This is a genomic window from Promicromonospora kroppenstedtii (assembly GCF_044389675.1).
GTDB classification, from domain to species: domain Bacteria; phylum Actinomycetota; class Actinomycetes; order Actinomycetales; family Cellulomonadaceae; genus Promicromonospora; species Promicromonospora kroppenstedtii.
In genome coordinates this window covers 386,497-403,991 of sequence record NZ_JBIRYI010000002.1, presented here as the reverse complement: position 1 = coordinate 403,991, position 17,495 = coordinate 386,497, and the positions used below count along the sequence as shown (strand labels likewise).

The 17,495-nt window shown below is 73.2% G+C and carries 16 protein-coding genes; 5 read left to right on the top strand and 11 right to left on the bottom strand.

The features are described from left to right. Window positions 1-3: 3 nt before the first annotated feature. Complete coding sequence (locus ACH47X_RS05645; protein ID WP_397402214.1) at window positions 4-570, bottom strand: DUF4203 domain-containing protein; 567 nt, start codon at window positions 568-570, stop codon at window positions 4-6. Window positions 571-1,030: 460 nt separating this feature from the next. Between ACH47X_RS05645 and ACH47X_RS05640 the strand changes: the two genes are divergently transcribed. Next, complete coding sequence (locus tag ACH47X_RS05640) at window positions 1,031-2,473, top strand: BadF/BadG/BcrA/BcrD ATPase family protein (protein ID WP_397402212.1); 1,443 nt, start codon at window positions 1,031-1,033, stop codon at window positions 2,471-2,473. 65 nt (window positions 2,474-2,538) lie between these two features. Beyond that, on the top strand, window positions 2,539-3,573 hold the full coding sequence (locus ACH47X_RS05635) for a DUF4037 domain-containing protein (RefSeq protein ID WP_397402210.1): 1,035 nt from the start codon (window positions 2,539-2,541) through the stop codon (window positions 3,571-3,573). Between the two features lie 24 nt (window positions 3,574-3,597). Here the strand turns inward: ACH47X_RS05635 and ACH47X_RS05630 are convergent, their stop codons facing one another. Continuing rightward, window positions 3,598-4,263, bottom strand: a complete 666-nt coding sequence (locus ACH47X_RS05630; protein ID WP_397402208.1) for a M15 family metallopeptidase — start codon at window positions 4,261-4,263, stop codon at window positions 3,598-3,600. A gap of 89 nt (window positions 4,264-4,352) precedes the next feature. On the opposite strand from ACH47X_RS05630, the gene ACH47X_RS05625 reads away from it, so the two are divergent. Further along, window positions 4,353-5,015, top strand: coding sequence for a response regulator transcription factor (locus ACH47X_RS05625; RefSeq protein WP_036964208.1), 663 nt, complete (start codon window positions 4,353-4,355; stop codon window positions 5,013-5,015). Continuing rightward, the gene (locus tag ACH47X_RS05620) at window positions 5,012-6,139 is read left to right on the top strand and encodes a sensor histidine kinase (protein ID WP_397402206.1); all 1,128 of its coding nucleotides are present in this window, start codon (window positions 5,012-5,014) and stop codon (window positions 6,137-6,139) included. The genes ACH47X_RS05625 and ACH47X_RS05620 overlap by 4 nt, the downstream gene beginning before the upstream one ends. A gap of 22 nt (window positions 6,140-6,161) precedes the next feature. Here ACH47X_RS05620 and ACH47X_RS05615 read toward each other — a convergent pair whose 3' ends face one another. Together ACH47X_RS05615 and ACH47X_RS05610 are read right to left on the bottom strand one after the other, a co-directional pair. Continuing rightward, window positions 6,162-6,866, bottom strand: coding sequence for an SDR family oxidoreductase (locus ACH47X_RS05615; RefSeq protein WP_397402204.1), 705 nt, complete (start codon window positions 6,864-6,866; stop codon window positions 6,162-6,164). Further along, window positions 6,866-8,113 (bottom strand): MFS transporter, encoded by a 1,248-nt coding sequence (locus ACH47X_RS05610; RefSeq protein ID WP_397402202.1) that lies wholly within the window; start codon window positions 8,111-8,113, stop codon window positions 6,866-6,868. The genes ACH47X_RS05615 and ACH47X_RS05610 overlap by 1 nt, the downstream gene beginning before the upstream one ends. A 76-nt stretch (window positions 8,114-8,189) precedes the next feature. Between ACH47X_RS05610 and ACH47X_RS05605 the strand changes: the two genes are divergently transcribed. Further along, on the top strand, window positions 8,190-8,663 hold the full coding sequence (locus tag ACH47X_RS05605) for a winged helix-turn-helix transcriptional regulator (protein ID WP_397402200.1): 474 nt from the start codon (window positions 8,190-8,192) through the stop codon (window positions 8,661-8,663). A gap of 101 nt (window positions 8,664-8,764) precedes the next feature. Here ACH47X_RS05605 and ACH47X_RS05600 read toward each other — a convergent pair whose 3' ends face one another. From ACH47X_RS05600 to ACH47X_RS05570, 7 genes are all read right to left on the bottom strand, one after another. After that, window positions 8,765-10,534 (bottom strand): ABC transporter ATP-binding protein, encoded by a 1,770-nt coding sequence (locus ACH47X_RS05600; protein ID WP_397402198.1) that lies wholly within the window; start codon window positions 10,532-10,534, stop codon window positions 8,765-8,767. A 70-nt stretch (window positions 10,535-10,604) separates the two neighbouring features. After that, window positions 10,605-12,926 (bottom strand): PQQ-dependent sugar dehydrogenase, encoded by a 2,322-nt coding sequence (locus tag ACH47X_RS05595; protein WP_397402196.1) that lies wholly within the window; start codon window positions 12,924-12,926, stop codon window positions 10,605-10,607. Window positions 12,927-12,989: 63 nt separating this feature from the next. Further along, the gene (locus tag ACH47X_RS05590; RefSeq protein ID WP_397402194.1) at window positions 12,990-13,970 is read right to left on the bottom strand and encodes a ThuA domain-containing protein; all 981 of its coding nucleotides are present in this window, start codon (window positions 13,968-13,970) and stop codon (window positions 12,990-12,992) included. A gap of 111 nt (window positions 13,971-14,081) precedes the next feature. Next, entirely contained in the window at window positions 14,082-14,828 is a 747-nt protein-coding gene (locus tag ACH47X_RS05585; protein WP_397402192.1) for an ABC transporter ATP-binding protein, read from the bottom strand. Continuing rightward, on the bottom strand, window positions 14,818-15,555 hold the full coding sequence (locus tag ACH47X_RS05580) for an ABC transporter ATP-binding protein (protein ID WP_397402190.1): 738 nt from the start codon (window positions 15,553-15,555) through the stop codon (window positions 14,818-14,820). The genes ACH47X_RS05585 and ACH47X_RS05580 overlap by 11 nt, the downstream gene beginning before the upstream one ends. Continuing rightward, complete coding sequence (locus tag ACH47X_RS05575; RefSeq protein ID WP_397402188.1) at window positions 15,552-16,625, bottom strand: branched-chain amino acid ABC transporter permease; 1,074 nt, start codon at window positions 16,623-16,625, stop codon at window positions 15,552-15,554. The genes ACH47X_RS05580 and ACH47X_RS05575 overlap by 4 nt, the downstream gene beginning before the upstream one ends. Next, a complete protein-coding gene (locus ACH47X_RS05570; protein ID WP_397402186.1) occupies window positions 16,609-17,493 on the bottom strand; it encodes a branched-chain amino acid ABC transporter permease in 885 nt (294 codons plus the stop codon). Before ACH47X_RS05570 ends, ACH47X_RS05575 begins: the two co-directional genes overlap by 17 nt. Window positions 17,494-17,495 lie beyond the last annotated feature (2 nt).

Here is a 17,495-nt window from a genome sequence, read left to right as displayed (position 1 = left end):
CGGCTACGTGTCGGCCTGGCCGGTGCGCGACCGCAGGCCGCGCCTCTGGACCATCGCGCCGATGACGGCGAGCACCACCCACAGCGCCAGGAACAGCGCCACGCCGCCGCCGGTCTGGGGCTGCCAAAGCTGCCCGGCGTCGGACCAGAGGCGGCCGACGCCGGACAGGACCAGGGTGGCGCCGCCGGCCGCCGTGCCCCAGATCAGGAACCGCCGCCCCAGCCGCCTGGCCAGGAACGCGCACAGCAGGGCCACGGCCGGGATCAGGATCACCGCGAGCAGCACGTCCGCGGTGCCGCCCTGCACCAGCACGAAGATCTTGGCACCGACCACGGCGCCGACGCACAGGCCGCAGACGAAGAACATCAGCCGGGCAGCGATGAGGACGATCAGGAACGCGAGGACCGCGCCGGCTACGCCGATGAGCAGGGCCGTGCCGGTGTCGGCGTCCAGGGCGACCGCGAGCGTCCACGACACCCCGAACCCGGCCAGCAGCACCGCCAGGCGCACCGACAGGGATCCCGCGAGCAGCAGGACCAGCCCTACCGCCAGCACGGCGAGGGCGGACATCAGGGGCCGCCGGGGGACGACGGGCCGGGACGGTTGCGCACGGACCCATCGTCCGCGGTGGGCGGGCACACGCGGTCACCCTCTTCGGGTGACGCCGTAGTCCCGCGGGCCGTTCCTGGGCAGCAGTGCTGCGGGCAGCTCCCGGGCAGCGTCGGCTGGTTCGTGATGCGCAGATCGCAGCGTGCCTACCGGTCCTGAAGTTCTGTTCAGACCACGAGCTCTTGCCTGCAGAAACGCACATGAAACGATGCAACGTCGTGGCGTGAACAGAACCCCGGGCGTCGGCGAGCGCTGACGGCGGGGTCCCGTCCCGGGGCGGTCGTCGGCTTCCGCCACCACGTGACCAGCGCGGCCGCCGGGGCCCGTATGACAGCTGACACGTGCGCGAGGTGGCAGACCGGGTGAATATGTGCCGGTGCCGATTGTGACTGGTCAGCAGGGCGGGGCAAAGGGCCCCGAGGTGGACGTTCGAGTGGTTGGCGTGGACATCGGCGGCACGGGTTCGCGCTTGCGGTTCGCCGGGTCCCGGGCCGGCAGGTCGTACGAGGTCACGGGGCCGCCCGCCACGATCGTCGGAGGCCGGTCGACGGTGCCGGAGGTGGTGCGCGAGCTGTGCCGCGGGTTCGCCGCCCAGTTCGGCGGGCGCCCGCACGTGTCGGCCGCCGCCGTGGGCCTGCGCGGATTCCGCTCCATGACGCACTCCGGGGCGCTGGACGCCAACCGCGTGCACGACATCCTGGCCGAGGAGCTGCGCACCCGCTCCACGGCCGTCTCCAGCGACGCCGTCACCGCGCACCTGGGCGCGCTCGGCACCGGGTCGGGTGCCACGCTCGCCGTCGGCACCGGGGCGGTGGCCGTGGCCTGCGACGACGTAGGGCGCTGGCACCTCGCCGACGGGATGGGCCCGCACGTGGGGGACAACGGGGGCGGCGCCTGGATCGGCCGGCGCGGCCTGGACGCCGCGGCCCGGGCGATGGACGGCCGCCGCATGGGCGCGTCGCCGGGCCTGGTCCGGGCCGCCGAGGCACATTTCGGCCGTCGGGAGCGATGGACGTCGGTCACCGACGTCTCGCAGTTCGCCGGGTTCGCGCCGCAGGTCATCACCGCCGCGGACTACGGCGACACCGCCTGCCGCGAGATCCTCGACGAGGCGGCGCGGTCGCTGGCCGACGGGCTGTGCGCGGTGCTGAGCCACCCCGGCGTCGTGCCGGTCGCCGTCACCACCGGGAAGCTGCTGCTGCACGCGCCCACGTTCCGGTCGCTGGTGCTCCGGCACCTCACGGAGAAGCGCGGCGACGTGCTGGTACGACCCAGCGCCGGGCTGCCGCTGGACGGCTCGCTGGCCCTGGCACGCATGCTGGCCGCGCACCCGAACGTGGTCCAGGAGCACGTGCCGCTCCTGGCGGTCCGCATCGGGTCCGCGCCCCGGCCGGACGACTCCATCACGCTGCCGCGCGTGACCCTGCCCGCCGTGCGGCCACTGCCGGCCGGGAGCGAGCCCACGGCCTGGGCCGTCGAGGTCAGCTCCGACCACGAGTGGTCGGCCGAGCAGTCGCCGGAGGACCGGCTCACCCCGACGTCGTCGTCCGACGCCGTGGTGCCGCTGACCGGCGACCGCGTCGTGGTGGGCCGGGCGTCACGCAGCCGGGGCGTGGTGCCCGACATCGTGTGCGAGGACACCGGCGTCTCGCGCCGGCACTGCGAGATCGCCTGGACCGACGCCGGCTGGAGCGTCGTCGACCTCGGCTCGGCCAACGGCACCTACGTCGCCGCGCGCGGCGACGCCCTGCCCACCGAGCCGCTGCGCCCGGGGGAGCGGCGCTGGCTGGCCGACGGCGACCGCATCTACGTGGGCGGCTGGACCTGCCTCACGGCCCGCGCGGTGACCGCGAGCGTGCGGTGAGCCCCGCGGGCCGGCACGCGTCGAATCACCTGGACCGGCCCGGCCCCGGCTCCTAGGTTGACCGCATGTCCGGAACCGAGCTCGCCCGCGCCTACTGGTCCGACGTCGTCCGGCCCATCCTGGAGCGGGAGCTGCCCGGACTGCCGCACGCGGCCGCCCGGCTCGGCTCCGGCTCGGACGTGCTGGGCCTTGACGACGACACCTCGCGCGACCACGACTGGGGCCTGCGGCTGACCCTGCTGGTCCCCGCCGACCGTGTCACCGGGACCGACCAGGTGCTCGCCGCGACCCTCCCGGCGTCCTACCGCGGCCTGCCGACGGCGTTCCCCGTCACCTGGGACCCGGCCGTCCGCCACCGGGTCGAGGTCGCGGACCCGGTCGGCTTCGTGCGGTCCCGCACCGGGCTCACCCTCGGCGGCCCCGGCGGACGGCTCGGGGCGACCGACTGGCTGTCCCTGACCGGGCAGGCCGTGCTGGAGGTGACGGCCGGGCCGGTGTTCGAGGACGGGCCCGGCGAGATCACCGTCCTGCGCGAGCAGCTCGCCTGGTACCCGCACGACGTCTGGCTGCACGTGCTGGCCGCCGAGTGGACGCGCGTCGGGCAGGAGCTGCCCTTCGTGGGGCGCACCGGCCAGCGCGGCGACGACCTGGGCTCCCGGCTGCTCGCCGCGCGTCTGGCCACCTCGCTGGTTCGCCTCGGCTTCCTCCTGGAGCGGCACTGGCCGCCCTACCCCAAGTGGGCCGGGACGCTGTTCGGGCGGCTGCCCGGGGCGCCGCCCGTCGCCGACGCGCTGGCGGGGGCGCTCGCGGCCGGCTCCTGGCCGGAGCGGGACGCGGCCCTGCGCGAGGCGTGCGAGGCGCTGCACGCGCGGCAGCGCGCCGTGGGGCTGCCGGCGCTCGACGGCCCCGTGTGCGAGGACTTCTACGACCGGCCGTTCACGGGGCTGCGCGACGTCGCGGGCGCGCTCCGCGCCGCCGTCACCGACCCGGAGGTGCGGGCCCTGCCGCACCGTGGCGGCGTCGAGCAGTGGGTGGACGACGTCGGCACGCTCACCGACGCGGGCGTGCGCGGCCGGCTGGCCCGGGCGTCGCTCGCGTGACCGGGCGGTCCCGGCCGGCGCCGCTCACCCACCCGCGTTCTCCAGCAGCGCCGGGCACGTGCCACCGGGCTGGGTGAGCAGCTCGAAGTGCCAGATCTCGTTCGAGTACACCTGGCACAGCCCGTACTCCGGCCCGTGCTGGATCAGCCAGTACGCGCCCTCGGTGGGCCCGATGTCGATGGCCTTGCCGTGCACGTGCTCGGACAGCTCGGGCGTGCTGACCCGCTCGCGAGCGGCGTCCAGGCTGCCGTACGTCCGGACGGCGTCGTCGAGCAGCCGCTGCTGGTAGGCGGGGCTGCGCCAGCCGCTGGTGACCCAGAAGTCGATGCCGTCGGCCGCGGCGTCGTCCGCGGCCGCGCGGACGGCGTCGGTGAGCGCGGCGTCGAGGCCGGTGATCGCCGGGAGGTCGTCGTCGAGCGTCGCCGCGCCGTCGGGGATGTCGCCGCCGGCCACGCCGGTCGCGGCGTCCGACGACCGGGCCGCGTCCAGCGCCCGGTCGACGGCCTGCACCACCGGCTGGTCGGTACGGTCGAGCAGGGGATAGACGCCGAACACGGCGACGAGCACCACCGCGGCGGCCACGAGGAGGAATGCGACCGGGCGGCCGGAGCGGCGTCGTGCGGGGCGGGGGACGTGCCGCGCGGGACCGTTGCCGTACGCCGGGGGATGAGCGAGCTCTTGTCTGGTCATGGGCACCAGCCCACCGGGCGGCACGTTGCCAGGGCGTCTCCGGTTCTCGATACGCCGCCGATATGTGCCCGCCGGTAGCGTGTGCTGACATGCGCGTCTTGGTGGTGGAGGACGAGCCCTATCTCGCGGAGGCGATCCGGGACGGGCTCCGGCTGGAGGCGATCGCCGCGGACATCGCGAACGACGGCGGCACGGCGCTCGACCTCGTCGCCGCGACGCCGTACGACGCCGTGGTGCTCGACCGCGACGTCCCCGTGGTGCACGGGGACGAGGTGGCCCGCCGGGTCGTCGCGGAGCACCCCGGGGTACGGGTCATCATGCTGACCGCCGCGGGGGAGCTCACCGACAAGGTGACCGGCTTCGAGCTCGGTGTCGACGACTACCTGACCAAGCCCTTCGCGATGCGCGAGCTCGTGCTGCGGCTGCGCGCCCTGGCCCGGCGGCCCGAGGCCGCCACCCCGCCCGTGCTGGAGCTCGGCCCAGTGCGTCTGGACCCGTACCGCCGCGAGGTCTACCGCGACGGCCGGTACATCTCGCTGACCCGCAAGCAGTTCGCGGTGGCCCAGGTGCTGATGGCCGCACGCGGCGGTGTGGTCAGCGCCGAGGAGCTGCTCGAACGCGCCTGGGACGAGAACGCCGACCCCTTCACCAACGCCGTCCGCATCACCATCTCGACCCTGCGCAAGCGCCTCGGCGACCCCTGGCTGATCCACACGGTGCCGGGCGTCGGGTACCGGTTCGGGGAGCAGTGACCGCGCCCGGCCTGCGGCGGCGGCGCGCCGGCCTGTCGGTGCGGCTGCGGCTCACGCTGAGCTACGCGGGGTTCCTGGTCCTGGCCGGGAGCGCCCTGTTCGCCGCCCTGCTGCTGGTGCTGCGGTACGTGCCCGACGAGAACCTCACCGTGCAGGACGGCGGCGGCTTCGCGCCCAGCCGGTCCGACCTGCTCGACGTCGCCCTCCCGCTGTCGGGCGCGGCGCTCGGCTTCCTCGCGCTCGTGGGCCTGGTAGGCGGCTGGATCCTGGCGGGGCGGATGCTGCGGCCCCTCGACCGGATCAGCGCGGCGGCGGCCCTCGCCGCGGACGGTTCGCTCGCGCACCGGATCGACCTGGAGGGGCCCGACGACGAGCTGCGCCGGCTGGCCGACACGTTCGACATGATGCTCGCCCGGCTGGAGCACGCGTTCGCGGAGCAGCGCCGGTTCGCCGCCAACGCCTCGCACGAGCTGCGCACCCCGAACACCGTGATCAAGGCGCTCCTGGAGGTGGCGCGGGCCGATCCGGAGGGGCGCGACGTCGACCGCCTGCTGAGCCGGCTGCAGGAGACCAACGACCGCTCGATCGTGATGGTCGAGTCCCTGCTCCAGCTCGCGCGGCTCGACCACGAGGGGCTGCGGTCCGAGCCCGTCGACCTGGCCGGCGTGGTGCGCGAGGCCGTCGCGACGTCGTCCGACCTGGAGGTGACCGGTGCCCCGGAGCTGGTGGTCGCCCTGGAGGAGGCGGAGGTCCAGGGCGACGCGGTGCTGCTCGGGCAGCTCGCGGGCAACCTGCTCGGCAACGCCGCGCGGCACAACCTCGCCTCGGGCGGCCGGGTCTGGGTGCGTACGGGGCTCGACGGGCGCCGTCGTCCGACGCTGGTCGTGGAGAACACCGGGGCGCCGCTCGACCCCGCGGTGGTCGGCACCCTGGCCGAGCCGTTCGTGCGCGCCGACGCGCGGACGCGGCGTCCGGACCGCGCCGCCGGGAGCGGGCTCGGGCTGTCGATCGTCGCGTCGATCGCCCGGGCGCACGACGCGGAGCTGCTGCTGACGCCGCGGCCGGACGGGGGCCTGGTCGCGACGGTCCACTTCCCGTGTCAGACGTCCGGGTCACCCGCGTGACCCGGACGTCTGACACGAGGGCTCAGGCGGTCTGGAGCTGCGGGTAGAGGTCGGTCAGCGGACCCGAGAGGGCGGCCTTGACGCGGCGGCTGGTGTCGTCGGCCAGCACCTCGGGCTCGCCGGCCTCCAGCCCGTCGAGGATCGCGGCGACGATGTCGCGCGGGTCCTCCTTCGGCACGTCGAGCCGCTCGGTCATGGGCGTGTCGGTGTAGCCGAGGTGGGCGCCGAGCAGGTGCGTGCCCTGGCCCAGCAGCTCCACGCGCAGCGCGTTGCTGAACGACCAGAAGGCCGCCTTCGTCGCCGAGTACGTGCCCATGGCGAACCAGCTCAGCGCCGAGTGCATGTTGATGATCGCGCCGCCGCCGTTGCCCGCCAGCACGGGCGCGAATGCCTGCGTGACGCCGAGCTGGGCGAACACGTTGGTCTCGAACACGGCGCGGACGTCGTCGAGCGGCGTGGTCAGCGTGGGCCGCCCGCCGTCGGAGATCCCGGCGTTGTTGACCAGGACGGTCGTGTCGGCGGCCGCCTCGGCCGCGGCGGCGACGGACGCGGGGTCGTTGATGTCGAGAGCCAGCGGCACCACACGGGGGTCGCTCCACTCGCGGGGGGTGCGGGCGCTGGCGTAGACCTTGGCGGCGCCCCGCAGGAGAGCCTCGGCCACGAACGCGCGGCCGAGGCCGCCGTTCGCGCCGGTGACCAGGACCACGGCGTTCTTCAGGGAAGTCATCACGAGCTCGCTTTCATGAGGGTGTGCGACGGGGTTTCGGTTCGGGTGGGCAGCGCCTCGGGGGCTGCTGCCTCGGGGATGACCGCCCGGGTACGGACGGTGAGCACGGCGGCGAGGGCCAGTGCGGCGACGACGGCACTGCCGACGACGAGCGCGACCTGCAGCCCGTACCCGGTGGCCAGGCGGCCCACCGCGAGGGCGACGGCGGCCTGGACGAGGTACGCGACGAGGTAGGCCGACGACGTGGTCGCGGCCCGGTGCTCGGGGCTCGCACTGCGGGTGACCAGCGTGACGCCGCCGGAGAACAGCAGGCTGTAGCCGGCGCCGCCCACGAGCGAGTACGCGACGAGCAGCGGCATCGAGTGGGTGGTGCCCGCGACGAGCATCAGGCCCTGGGCGGCGAGCGCGGCGGCGGCGCCGAGGCGCAGGGCGACGGGCTCCCGCAGCCGGCCGGCGACCAGTGCGGTCGCCCCGATGGCTGCCGCGGACAGGGCCAGCACCACGCCGTTGACGAACGCGTCGTCGGACCGCACGGTGTCGCGGGCGAACTGGGCCCCGATGCCGAGGAAGATCGCGCCGAGCGCGTAGGCCGCCGAGACACCGAGCGCGCCCGCGAGGAACGGCCGGCGGTGTCGCGGCGCCGCGAGGGGGCGCGGCCGCCAGCGACGCACCGCGGTACGCGGGCGGCGACGGAGAAACCAGGCCGCGACCACGGCGACGACGACGCCGGCGAGCAGCACCCCGTAGCCCGCGTGCAGCGGGTTGGTGCTGAACTGCACGGTCGCGCCGCCCACGAGCAGCGCGGTGATGAGGCCCACCGCGGACGCCCCGGCGGTGACGGCGCCGGTGCGGTCCCGGTCGTCGTCCGACCCGGCCGCCGCGATGACGCTGGTGGCCGGGCCCAGGCTGAGCCCCACCCCCACGCCCATCAGCGCGCGGCCCACGAGCAGCAGTGCGAGGTTCGGCGCGAGCAGGAACGTGAGGCCACCGAGCCCCAGGAAGCCGAGGCCGGCGAGGATCGCGGCGCGGTTGCCCACGGTCTCGGCGAGCCCGCCGAGCAGCAGGAGAGTCGCGATCAGGGCGACGGGGTAGGCGGCGAACACCGTGGTGGTGACCGCCGTCGTCAGGTGCCACTGCGCGGCGTAGACCGGGTAGACGAGCGTCGGCGCGGCGGACGCCCACAGGGCGAGGGCCACGGCGGCGGCCGCCGCCCAGCGGCTGCCGCGGGCCGCCCAGGTGAATGTCATCGGAGGATCTCCATCTGAGTTGGGATTCACAACCTAGCACCTGGATTGGAATCTACAACCTAGGTAGGATGTGGGCATGAGCACAACGCCCCGCGAACGCAACGCCCGCTGCTCCGTGGCCCGGAGCCTGGAGATCCTGGGGGAGAAGTGGACGCTCCTGGTGGTCCGCGAGGCCTTCTTCGGCGTCACGCGGTTCGCCGACTTCCGGGCGCGCCTGGGCATCGCCCCCGACGTGCTCACCGCGCGGCTCGAGACGCTGGTCGAGGGCGGCGTGCTGGAGCGCCGGCCGTACCGCGACGCGGGTCAGCGGCAGCGCGACGAGTACGTGCTCACCGAGGCCGGGGGCCAGCTCAAGACCGCGCTGGCGGCGTTCGTCGAGTGGGGCGACGAGTACCGGCCCTCAGGGTTCGGTCCGTCGGTGGTCTACGTCGAGGAGGCCACGGCTGAGCCGGTGCGCCTGGCGTTCTTGACGCAGGACGGCCGCGAGCTGGAGCCCGACGAGGTCGCGCTGGTGCGGGGCCCGGGCTCGCTGGGGGACGCGGCGGCCTGATCGGCAGTTCGCCTCAGCGGTCGGCACTTGGCATCGAGATCGGTCCAGCCCTGAGCCGATCTCGATGCCAACTGCCGAGTCTGTCGGGCAAACTGCCGCCGTCAGCCGGCCTGGGTCTCGTGCAAGGTTGCGTAGCGGCCGCCGTGGGCCACCAGGTGGTCGTGCGTGCCCTGTTCCACGATCCGGCCGTGCTCCAGGACGACGATGCGGTCCGCCTGCCGGATCGTCGAGAGCCGGTGCGCCACGACCAGTGTCGTCCGGCCGCGCATCAGGCGGCCCAGCGCCTCCTTGACCAGGGTCTCCGACTCGGTGTCGAGCGCGCTCGTGGCCTCGTCGAGCAGCAGGATGCGCGGGTCGCGCACCAGGGCGCGGGCGATCGCGATGCGCTGCCGCTGTCCGCCGGACAACCGCGCCCCGCGCTCGCCGACCACGGTGTCCCAGCCCTGCGGCTGCGCCTCCACGAACTCCAGTGCGTTGGCGTCCCGCAGCGCGGCGCGGACCACGTCGTCGGACGCGTCCGGGAGGCCGTAGGTGACGTTGTCCCGGATGGTGCCCTCGAAGAGCACCGACTCCTGCGGCACCACCGAGACGTGCCGGCGCACCGTGCGCAGGTCGAGCTCCTGCGCGTCGACGCCGTCCACCAGCACGCGGCCCGACGTCGGCCGGACGAACCCCAGCACCAGGTTGAGCAGCGTCGACTTGCCCGACCCCGACGAGCCCACGAACGCCACGGTCTGGCCGGCCGGGATCGTGAGGTTCACGTCGTCCAGGGCGTCGTCGTCGGCACCGGCGTAGCGGTGGTGCACGTGGTCCAGCATGAGCTCGCCGCTCACGGCGTCGACCGTGCGGCGGCCCTCGTTCTCCTCCAGGTCGGGCTCCTCCAGCACCTCGGCGACGGACCGGACCGACTCCATGCCGCGCGCCGTGACCGGGATGAGCATCAGGAGCTGCGTGAGCCCCTGGGTGAGCAGCGTGAAGTAGCTGGACAGCAGCACCACCTCGCCGGCCGTGACCGGCAGGAGCCCCGTCAGGGAGAAGACGGCGGCGAGCGCGAGGCACGTGACGCCCAGGATCTGCATGGTCACCCAGGACAGCGACGCGACACGCCCGTTGAGCATGTCCAGGTGCAGGCCGGCGCGGCGGACGCCGTCGGCCCCCGCGGCCAGGCGCGTGACCGCCGTCTGCTCCAGGCCGTGGGCGCGGGTGATCGGGATGAGCGAGGCCATCTCGCCCACGCGCGAGGCGAAGCCCTCGACCTCGCGGCGGAAGGTCTCGTTGCGGTCCCGTGAGCGCCGGGCCGTGACCCAGCGCAGCCCGAGCGCGAGCGGTACGGCCAGCAGGTAGACGGGCAGGAACTCGGGCACCCGCAGGGCGGTCATGGTGATCGCGCCGCCCAGCACCATGAGCGAGGACAGCAGCGGGTGGGTGACCTGCTGGAGCATCACCTCGATGTTCTCGACGTCGCGCACCACCTTGGACTGCACCACCGACGAGCTGGCGCGCGAGTGGTAGCCGATCGACAGGCTCTGCAGGCGGGCGGCCAGCGCGTTGCGCAGGCCGGCGCCGGTGTCACGCACGACGGTCATGAAGTTGCGGGTGTAGACGAGGTGGTTGGGGAAGTTCTGCAGCAGCAGGGCGGCGGCGACGGCGAACCAGATCAGGACGTCGCGCACCTCGCCGCCGGTGGCCACGATGTCGATGACGGCGGCGGTGACGACGGGCAGGAACCACATCGGGATCTCTTTGACGGTGAACGCGGCGATGGCGACCGCCATCCGTCCGGGACGCCGGGCGAGCAGGCGCAGGATCGACCGTGCGGGCTTGGTGCTGTCGATGCGGATCGGGGCGGTAAGCGCTTTCTCGGCAGCCATGGCGCCCATGCTATCCACCGCGTGTCAGACGCACAGATCACCGGAGCGAGCTGTACGTCTGACACGGGAGTCAGCGGGTCATGAGGCGGAACTGGGCCGCCACCTCCCGCGGCGTGACGGCGCGGTCCAGGAGCTGGATCGTGTCCATGCGGCAGTTGCAGGGGTTCCGCTCGGCAGTGTCCTGCGGAAAGCTGCCGCCGATCTTGATGCCCCGCGGCGTCGTGGCCGACGTGCCGGTGCCGTCCACCTGCCACGGGTCGCCGTCCGTCACGTAGAAGCCCGGCACCCGCTCGCCGTTGCGGTACAGGGCCATCTTCCCGGTCGTGTAGTCGAAGGTCGCGGCCAGGTGCACCCACTCGTCCTGGGGCAGCAGGGTGCGCCAGTCCTCGTGCGCGGCGAAGGTCTGCGACGCGCCGCCGTCGATGCGCCGGCCCAGCGCGACGAGCCGCAGCTCGCCGTCCACCTGGATGATCTCCAGCAGGGCCCGCACGCCGTGCCCGTCGGAGTCTCCGCTGAGCAGGCCCGCCAGGCCCACGGCGTTGTAGTAGTCGTCCGGGTTCGCGGTGGTGGTGTCGGGGCTCGGGTTCTGGCCGGTCATCTTGACCCAGCCCATGACCGTCACGCCGTCCACCCCGTTGAACGCGGACAGCGTGGGGACCCCGGCCGCGTTGAACACGCCCGCCTTCCAGTCGTCGTTGCCCGCCGTCAGGGGGTCGATCTGGCCGAGCTGGATCGAGTTGTTGCTGCCCGGATAGGCGCCGTCGGCCACCCGCATGTCCTCCCCGCCGTTGATCAGGTTGAGGTACGTGCGGGACAGGCCGCGGTCGATCTCCACGGCGCCGTTCTGCTGGAACGGGTGCTCGAAGTCGTAGAAGCTCACGGAGTTCCTCTCCAGCGAGCGCGGCACGTCCTGCGGCACCGGTGCGTGCACCGTGTCCACGATCTTCCAGATCTTGCCGTTGGCCTTGGCCACCAGGTACAGGTCGCCCGACGCGTCCCGGCCCATCCGCAGGTCGGCCCGCTCGTCGCCCGTGAAGTCGGGCATGCGCTTGCGGGTGCCGTCGGTGTCGTAGAGCGCGAGCTCGTACATCTGCGCCTCGGGCCGCCCACGCCGCATCTGCGACTCCTTGGCGTAGAACACCCGCCCCTCGACCAGGTCGGTGAACAGGTACTTGCCGTTCAGTGCCGGCAGGTCTCGGCCGCGGTAGACGAACCCGCCGCTGATCGCGTACCCGCTGTCCGCCGTGCACGACCAGCCGGGCGGCGGGTCGTGGTCGTACGCCACCACGGGATACGTGAACCCGTAGGAGCCGTCGTCCTCCGGCAGCGGGTACAGGTTGCACCGGTCGGCCGCGTCGAAGACGTATCGGCCCTCCCGGTCGCCCCAGCCGAAGTTGTCCCCGGCGCGCACGTCGTAGACGGCCTCGATGGCGTGCTCGCCGATGTGCCCCAGGAACATGCGGCCCGTCTTCGTGTCCCAGCTGAACCGGTGCGGGTCCCGCATGCCGATCGCGTAGATCTCGCCGAGCGTGCCCGGGGTGTCAACGAACGGGTTCGAGGCCGGGATGCCGTACGCGCCGCCGGGCCCGTTCGTGCCCGCCGGGTCGATGCGCAGGATCTTGCCGGCGGGCGTGCCCCGCTCCTGCGGCACGCCCGTGCCGACGCCGATCCCGCCGTCGCCCACCGCGAGGTACAGCAGGCCGTAGTCCTCGTCCCCGGGTTCGGCGGTGGGGTTGAAGTCGATCTGCTGGATCGCGTGCACCTGCCCCGCGAAGCCCAGGCGCATCACCTCCCGGCTCGTCCCCGAGAACACGTCGGCCGCCGGGTCGTCAGCCACCCACTCGGTGACCACCGCGTGCAGGAACGTCGGCGTCTGCGCCGGGTAGGTCGTGGGGTCGGACGGCGGCCCGGCGTTGCCGGGGCGCTCGCTGTGCACCGTGTAGAACGTGCCGTTGTGCTCGAAGTCCGGGTGGAACACCGCGAACCCGAACCCGCTGCCCATGCCCCGCCCCGAGAAGAACTCCGGGGCGAACCGCGCCGCCACGTCCAGGTAGACCCGCGGCTCGCCGTCCTCCACGAGGTACAGCGGCCCGTTCAGGTCCGGGACGTACATCCGGCCCGACCTGTCCGGCAGCTCCCCGATGCCGTTGATGCGCGCGTGCCGCATCAGCCGCCGGTCGACGGGCGCCGGGATCGGCTCCGTCTTCGGGAACTGCGCGTACTCCTCGAGGACGAGGCCGATCGTCGACTGCTTCTCCTCCGGGGCCGGGTCGGCGATCGGGTCGCCCACCGGGGCGGCCGCGGCCAGCGTCGCCGTGGTCAGTCCGGCCAGCGCGGTGGCGGTGACCGCCACCGCCGCTACCGCCGACCGCCATCTCTGTCTGGTGCGCATGGTGCCTCCTGAATGTCGTCGTCGTCATTGCGGAGTGCAGTTGCGGGTCGAGCCTGTGGAGACCTACCGGCAGAACGGCCGCTCGCCGGCCGCGCCGAGGATTCCGCCCACCACGTGGGTCTTGAACGAGTCGGCGCCCGGCAGCGTCGAGTCGGCGGTCCACGCGGCCGGGTCGTGGCCGAGCGAGGTGACCCACGCGCGGCCGCCGTCGTAGTACTGGCACCAGGACACCGGGTGCTCGCCCTCGTGCCCGGGGTGCCCGTTGAACCCGGTGCCGGAGCCGATCGTTCCCGTGTCCACCTCGGCGAGGAACCGCACGCCCGTGGGGAAGGGCTCGAGGTTGTACCACTCGTCGCGGAAGTCCCACCGGCGCGGCAGGTCCTTCGTGGAGGCGTCGCGGCGGTCCACGGTGAGCACCTGCCCGTCGCGGTGCGGTCCGTGGTCGTAGAAGTTCGCGCCGCCCAGCAGCCCCTGGAACCACGGCCAGTGGTACATCGCGCCGAGCGTGTTGTGCACCGCCACGAACCCGCCACCCGAGCGGACGTACTGCAACAGCGTGGTCTGCGCGGCGTCGTCGAGCATGGTGCGCGAGTTGCTGAGGAACACCACGGCGTCGTACGGCGCGAGCCTGGCGGGGGCGTCGAGCTGGCGCACGTCCTCGGTCCAGTCCACCTCGAACCCGTACTCCTGCCCCCAGCGCACGACGGCGTTCTGCGCCACGTGCGCCGAGGTGAGCGGCGGGTTCATCCCGGCGGGCAGCAGCGGCCCCAGGTGGGCGTGCCGCGAGACGCCGGTCGCGGTGAACACCAGCACCCGGACGCGCCCGTCGGTGGTGCGCGGCAGGTCCCAGTCGTTGTAGCAGGCCGGGTCCGTGCCGCGGCAGACTCCGTAGTCCGCGATCTTGTCGCGGTACGGGTCCTGCCGGCCCGCGGCCGACGACGCGGCCGTGCCCAGCCCCGCGAGCAGCGCGGCCAGGATCGCCAGGCCGAGCACCGCCTGTCCCGCGTTGCCGAGCGATGTACCCAGGGCGGATCGAAGCGACATGACAGTTCTCCTTTGAACGGCCAGCAGTCAGTTCTGTCTCGTTGAGTGCTGGGTATTTGTGCCCAGACGGGGCGCAGGCCAACAAATATCCAGCACTCAACGAGGGGTGGGTCAGGCGGCCTCCTTCGGGCGACCGCCCAGGTAGAGCTGGGCCAGCCGCGGGTCCGCGAGGAGGTCGGGGGCGGGGCCCGTGATGTGCACGCGGCCCAGGTCCAGTACGCAGCCGACGTCGGCCGACTCCAGCGCCCGCCGCGCGTTCTGCTCCACGAGCAGCACCGCGGTACCGGCGTCGCGCATGCGCTGCACCTGCTCGAACACGACCGCCGTCGCCTTGGGGTCCAGCCCCATCGACGGCTCGTCGAGCAGCACCACCTTGGGCCGTACCATGAGCGAGCGGGCGAACTCGACCTGCTTCTGCTGCCCGCCCGACAGCGCGCCCGCCAGGGCGGACCACCGCTCGCCGACCAGCGGGAACAGCTCCGTCACGAAGTCCGTGCGGGCCTCGATCTCCGTGCGGTCGCGCACCGTGTACGCGCCGAGCAGCACGTTCTCGGCCACCGTCATCTCGGGGAACACGCTGTGTCCCTGCGGCACGTGCGACAGCCCGGCGGTCAGGAGCTGCTGCGGCGTGCGGCCGGTGACGTCCACGCCGTCGACCACGACCTGCCCGGCGCGCGGCTTGAGCATGCCGCTGGCGACCTTGAGCACCGTGGACTTGCCGGCGCCGTTGGGTCCCACCAGGCAGACGACGTTGCCGGGCGCCACGGTCACGGACAGCCCGCGCAGCACGAGGGCGGCGCGGCCGTAGCCGGCCTGGACGTCGGTCAGGCGCAGCAGGGATTCCGGTTCAGACGCCAAGGTATGCCTCCAGGACCTGCGGGTCGTCCTGCACGACGGCGGGGGTGCCCTGGGCGATCGGCCGGCCCCGGTCGAACACCACCACGTGGTCGCTCAGGCCCATGACCAGCTCCATGTTGTGCTCCACGATGATGAAGGTGCGGCCCTCGGCGTTGAGCTCGCGCACCAGGTCGGCGATGCGGTCCACGAGCGCGGGGTTCACGCCGCCGGCCGGCTCGTCGAGCATGATCGTGTGCGGGTCGCCCATGAGCACCCCGGCCAGCTCCAGCAGCTTCTGCTGGCCGTAGGAGATGTCGCGCGCCTCGGCGTGCTCCAGGTGGTCGATGCCCACCCGGGCCAGCAGCTCGCGGGCCCGGGCGACGTCGTCCGGGTTGCGCATGCCGCGCAGCCGCTGGAGCAGGCCGTGCGGCTGGACCGCGACCAGCACGTTCTCCAGCACGGTGAGCCGCGGGAAGACCCGGCAGAGCTGGAAGCTGCGGCCGATCCCCGACCGGGCGATCCGGTGCGGGGCGAGCCCCGTGACGTCCCGGCCGGCGTAGGTGACGGTCCCGGCGTCGGGCCTGATCATGCCGGTCACGCAGTTGAAGAACGTGGTCTTGCCCGAGCCGTTGGGTCCGATCAGGGCGTTGATCTCGCCGTCGTGGAAGGCCACGGAGGCGCCGTCGACGGCGCGGACGCCGCCGAACGACTTGGTCAGCCCTTCCGTGGTCACGGATCCGGTCGTCATCTGGTCGCCTCCTCGCGCTGTTTGTCGTCGCGTTGCCGGGCCAGCTCCTCGGCGCTCACCTCGCGGATCGACGCCGCGCGGCGCCGCCGGTTCAGGAACGAGGTGACCGCAGGGATGACGCCGTCGGGCATGAACAGGACCACCAGGCCGAGCAGGATGCCCGTGGCGACCAGGTGGAACTGCGTGTCGCCGTACTGCGACTTGAACACCTCGACCGCGTAGCCGACGACGACGGCGCCGAGCAGCGGGCCGAACAGGCTGCGCACCCCGCCGAGCAGGGACATCAGCACCATGTAGGTGCCGACCAGGATCGAGAACTGGAAGATCGGGTCGAGGTAGCCGAACCACAGGGCGTACAGCCCGCCGCCCAGCGCCGTGAAGAACGCGCTGGTCACGAGCGCGGTCAGCTTGTAGGCGAAGGTCGGCACGCCGAGGGCCTGCGCCTTGTCCTCGTCCTCGCGGATGGCCTTGAGCCCGGCGCCGAGCCGGGAGCGCTCGATGAGCCACCAGGTCAGCAGCGCCAGTGCCAGGAGCACGGCGTGCAGGTAGAAGAACCGCTCGTGCTGCTCGGGCCGCAGCACGTCCGGGCCGAACGGCCGCGGCACGCGCAGCCCGCCCGAGCCGCCGGTGACCGTGTGCCAGCTCTGGAACGTGAGCTGCAGGATGAGCACCAGTGCGATGGACACGATCACGAACGAGGCGCCGCGCACCCGCAGGGACGCGATGCCGACCGGGATCGCGATCAGCGCCACGATCAGGGCACCGACCAGGAGCGCGAGCCACGGGTTGAGCCCGGACCGCAGGATCAGCAGGGCCGTCGCGTACCCACCGAGGCCCGAGTAGGCGGCGTGCCCCAGCGAGATGTAGCCGGTGAACCCACCCACCAGGTTCCAGGACGTCGCGAGCACGGCGTAGCTGAGGATCACCACGCCGACGGACAGGATGAAGGGGTCGGGGGCCAGGGACGGGAACAGCAGCACCACGGCCGCGAGGGCGAGCAGGCCGCCGATCCGGAGCACGCGGGCCGGCGTCGGCCCGGAGGGTCTGGTGGCGCTAGAAGCGTTGGGCAAGGCGACCTCCGAAGAATCCCTGCGGGCGGATCATGAGGGTCACGAACAGGGCCAGGTAGAACACGGTCTGCGCCCACGTGGTGCCGAGCGGCACCTGCAGCAGGCTCGCCGCCACGCCCAGCAGCAGGGCCGCGATCGCGGCCCCGGGGATGCTGCCCAGCCCGCCCACGACGATGATCGCCATGAGCGGCCCGATCCAGTGCCAGTGCAGGGACGGGTAGATCGTGTAGTCCAGCGCGAGCGCCGTCCCGCCGACGGCGGCCGTGGCCAGCCCCAGCCCGAAGCCGAGGCCGGCCACGCGGTCGGTGTCGATGCCGACCAGCCGCGCCGCCTCCGGGTGCTGGGTGGTGGCGCGCAGCGCCCGGCCGAACGACGTCCGCCGCAGGATCAGGTACAGCGCGCCCAGCGAGAGTGCCGCCAGGCCGAACGCGATGAGCTTCACGACGGCGATGCTGACGCCCGCCACCTCGATGCTCATGCCGGAGTAGCCGAGCTGGACGCGGCGCTGCGTGCCGGTCCACACGAACCCGAGCAGCCCCTCGATCGTGAGCGCGACGGCGAAGGTGAGCAGCACCGACATCGTCGTCAGGCTGATGGGCCGCAGCCGGGACACCAGGAACCGCTGCATCCCGTACCCGACCACGAAGAACAGCGGCACCGTGACGACCAGCGACAACAAGGGGTCGATCCCCGTGCGCTCGTGGAAGTACCAGGCGAGGTACGCGGCCAGGATCAGGAACGCCGAGTGGGCGATCATCACCACGCGCATCACGCCGAAGTACAGGGTCAGCCCGGCGGCGAGGAGGGCGTACAGCCCGCCCAGCAGGATGCCGAGCACCAGGCTCTGCGCGAACAGGGCACCGGTCATCG

What these genes read in the sequence shown, in the direction of transcription:
- ACH47X_RS05625 (WP_036964208.1), top strand. Translation starts at nt 4,353, where the DNA reads ATGCGCGTCTTGGTGGTGGAGGACGAGCCCTATCTCGCGGAGGCGATC.
- ACH47X_RS05615 (WP_397402204.1), bottom strand. Translation starts at nt 6,866, where the DNA reads ATGACTTCCCTGAAGAACGCCGTGGTCCTGGTCACCGGCGCGAACGGC.
- ACH47X_RS05570 (WP_397402186.1), bottom strand. Translation starts at nt 17,493, where the DNA reads ATGACCGGTGCCCTGTTCGCGCAGAGCCTGGTGCTCGGCATCCTGCTG.
- ACH47X_RS05600 (WP_397402198.1), bottom strand. Translation starts at nt 10,534, where the DNA reads ATGGCTGCCGAGAAAGCGCTTACCGCCCCGATCCGCATCGACAGCACC.
- ACH47X_RS05635 (WP_397402210.1), top strand. Translation starts at nt 2,539, where the DNA reads ATGTCCGGAACCGAGCTCGCCCGCGCCTACTGGTCCGACGTCGTCCGG.
- ACH47X_RS05610 (WP_397402202.1), bottom strand. Translation starts at nt 8,113, where the DNA reads ATGACATTCACCTGGGCGGCCCGCGGCAGCCGCTGGGCGGCGGCCGCC.
- ACH47X_RS05645 (WP_397402214.1), bottom strand. Translation starts at nt 570, where the DNA reads ATGTCCGCCCTCGCCGTGCTGGCGGTAGGGCTGGTCCTGCTGCTCGCG.
- ACH47X_RS05595 (WP_397402196.1), bottom strand. Translation starts at nt 12,926, where the DNA reads ATGCGCACCAGACAGAGATGGCGGTCGGCGGTAGCGGCGGTGGCGGTC.
- ACH47X_RS05580 (WP_397402190.1), bottom strand. Translation starts at nt 15,555, where the DNA reads ATGACGACCGGATCCGTGACCACGGAAGGGCTGACCAAGTCGTTCGGC.
- ACH47X_RS05630 (WP_397402208.1), bottom strand. Translation starts at nt 4,263, where the DNA reads ATGACCAGACAAGAGCTCGCTCATCCCCCGGCGTACGGCAACGGTCCC.
- ACH47X_RS05605 (WP_397402200.1), top strand. Translation starts at nt 8,190, where the DNA reads ATGAGCACAACGCCCCGCGAACGCAACGCCCGCTGCTCCGTGGCCCGG.
- ACH47X_RS05590 (WP_397402194.1), bottom strand. Translation starts at nt 13,970, where the DNA reads ATGTCGCTTCGATCCGCCCTGGGTACATCGCTCGGCAACGCGGGACAG.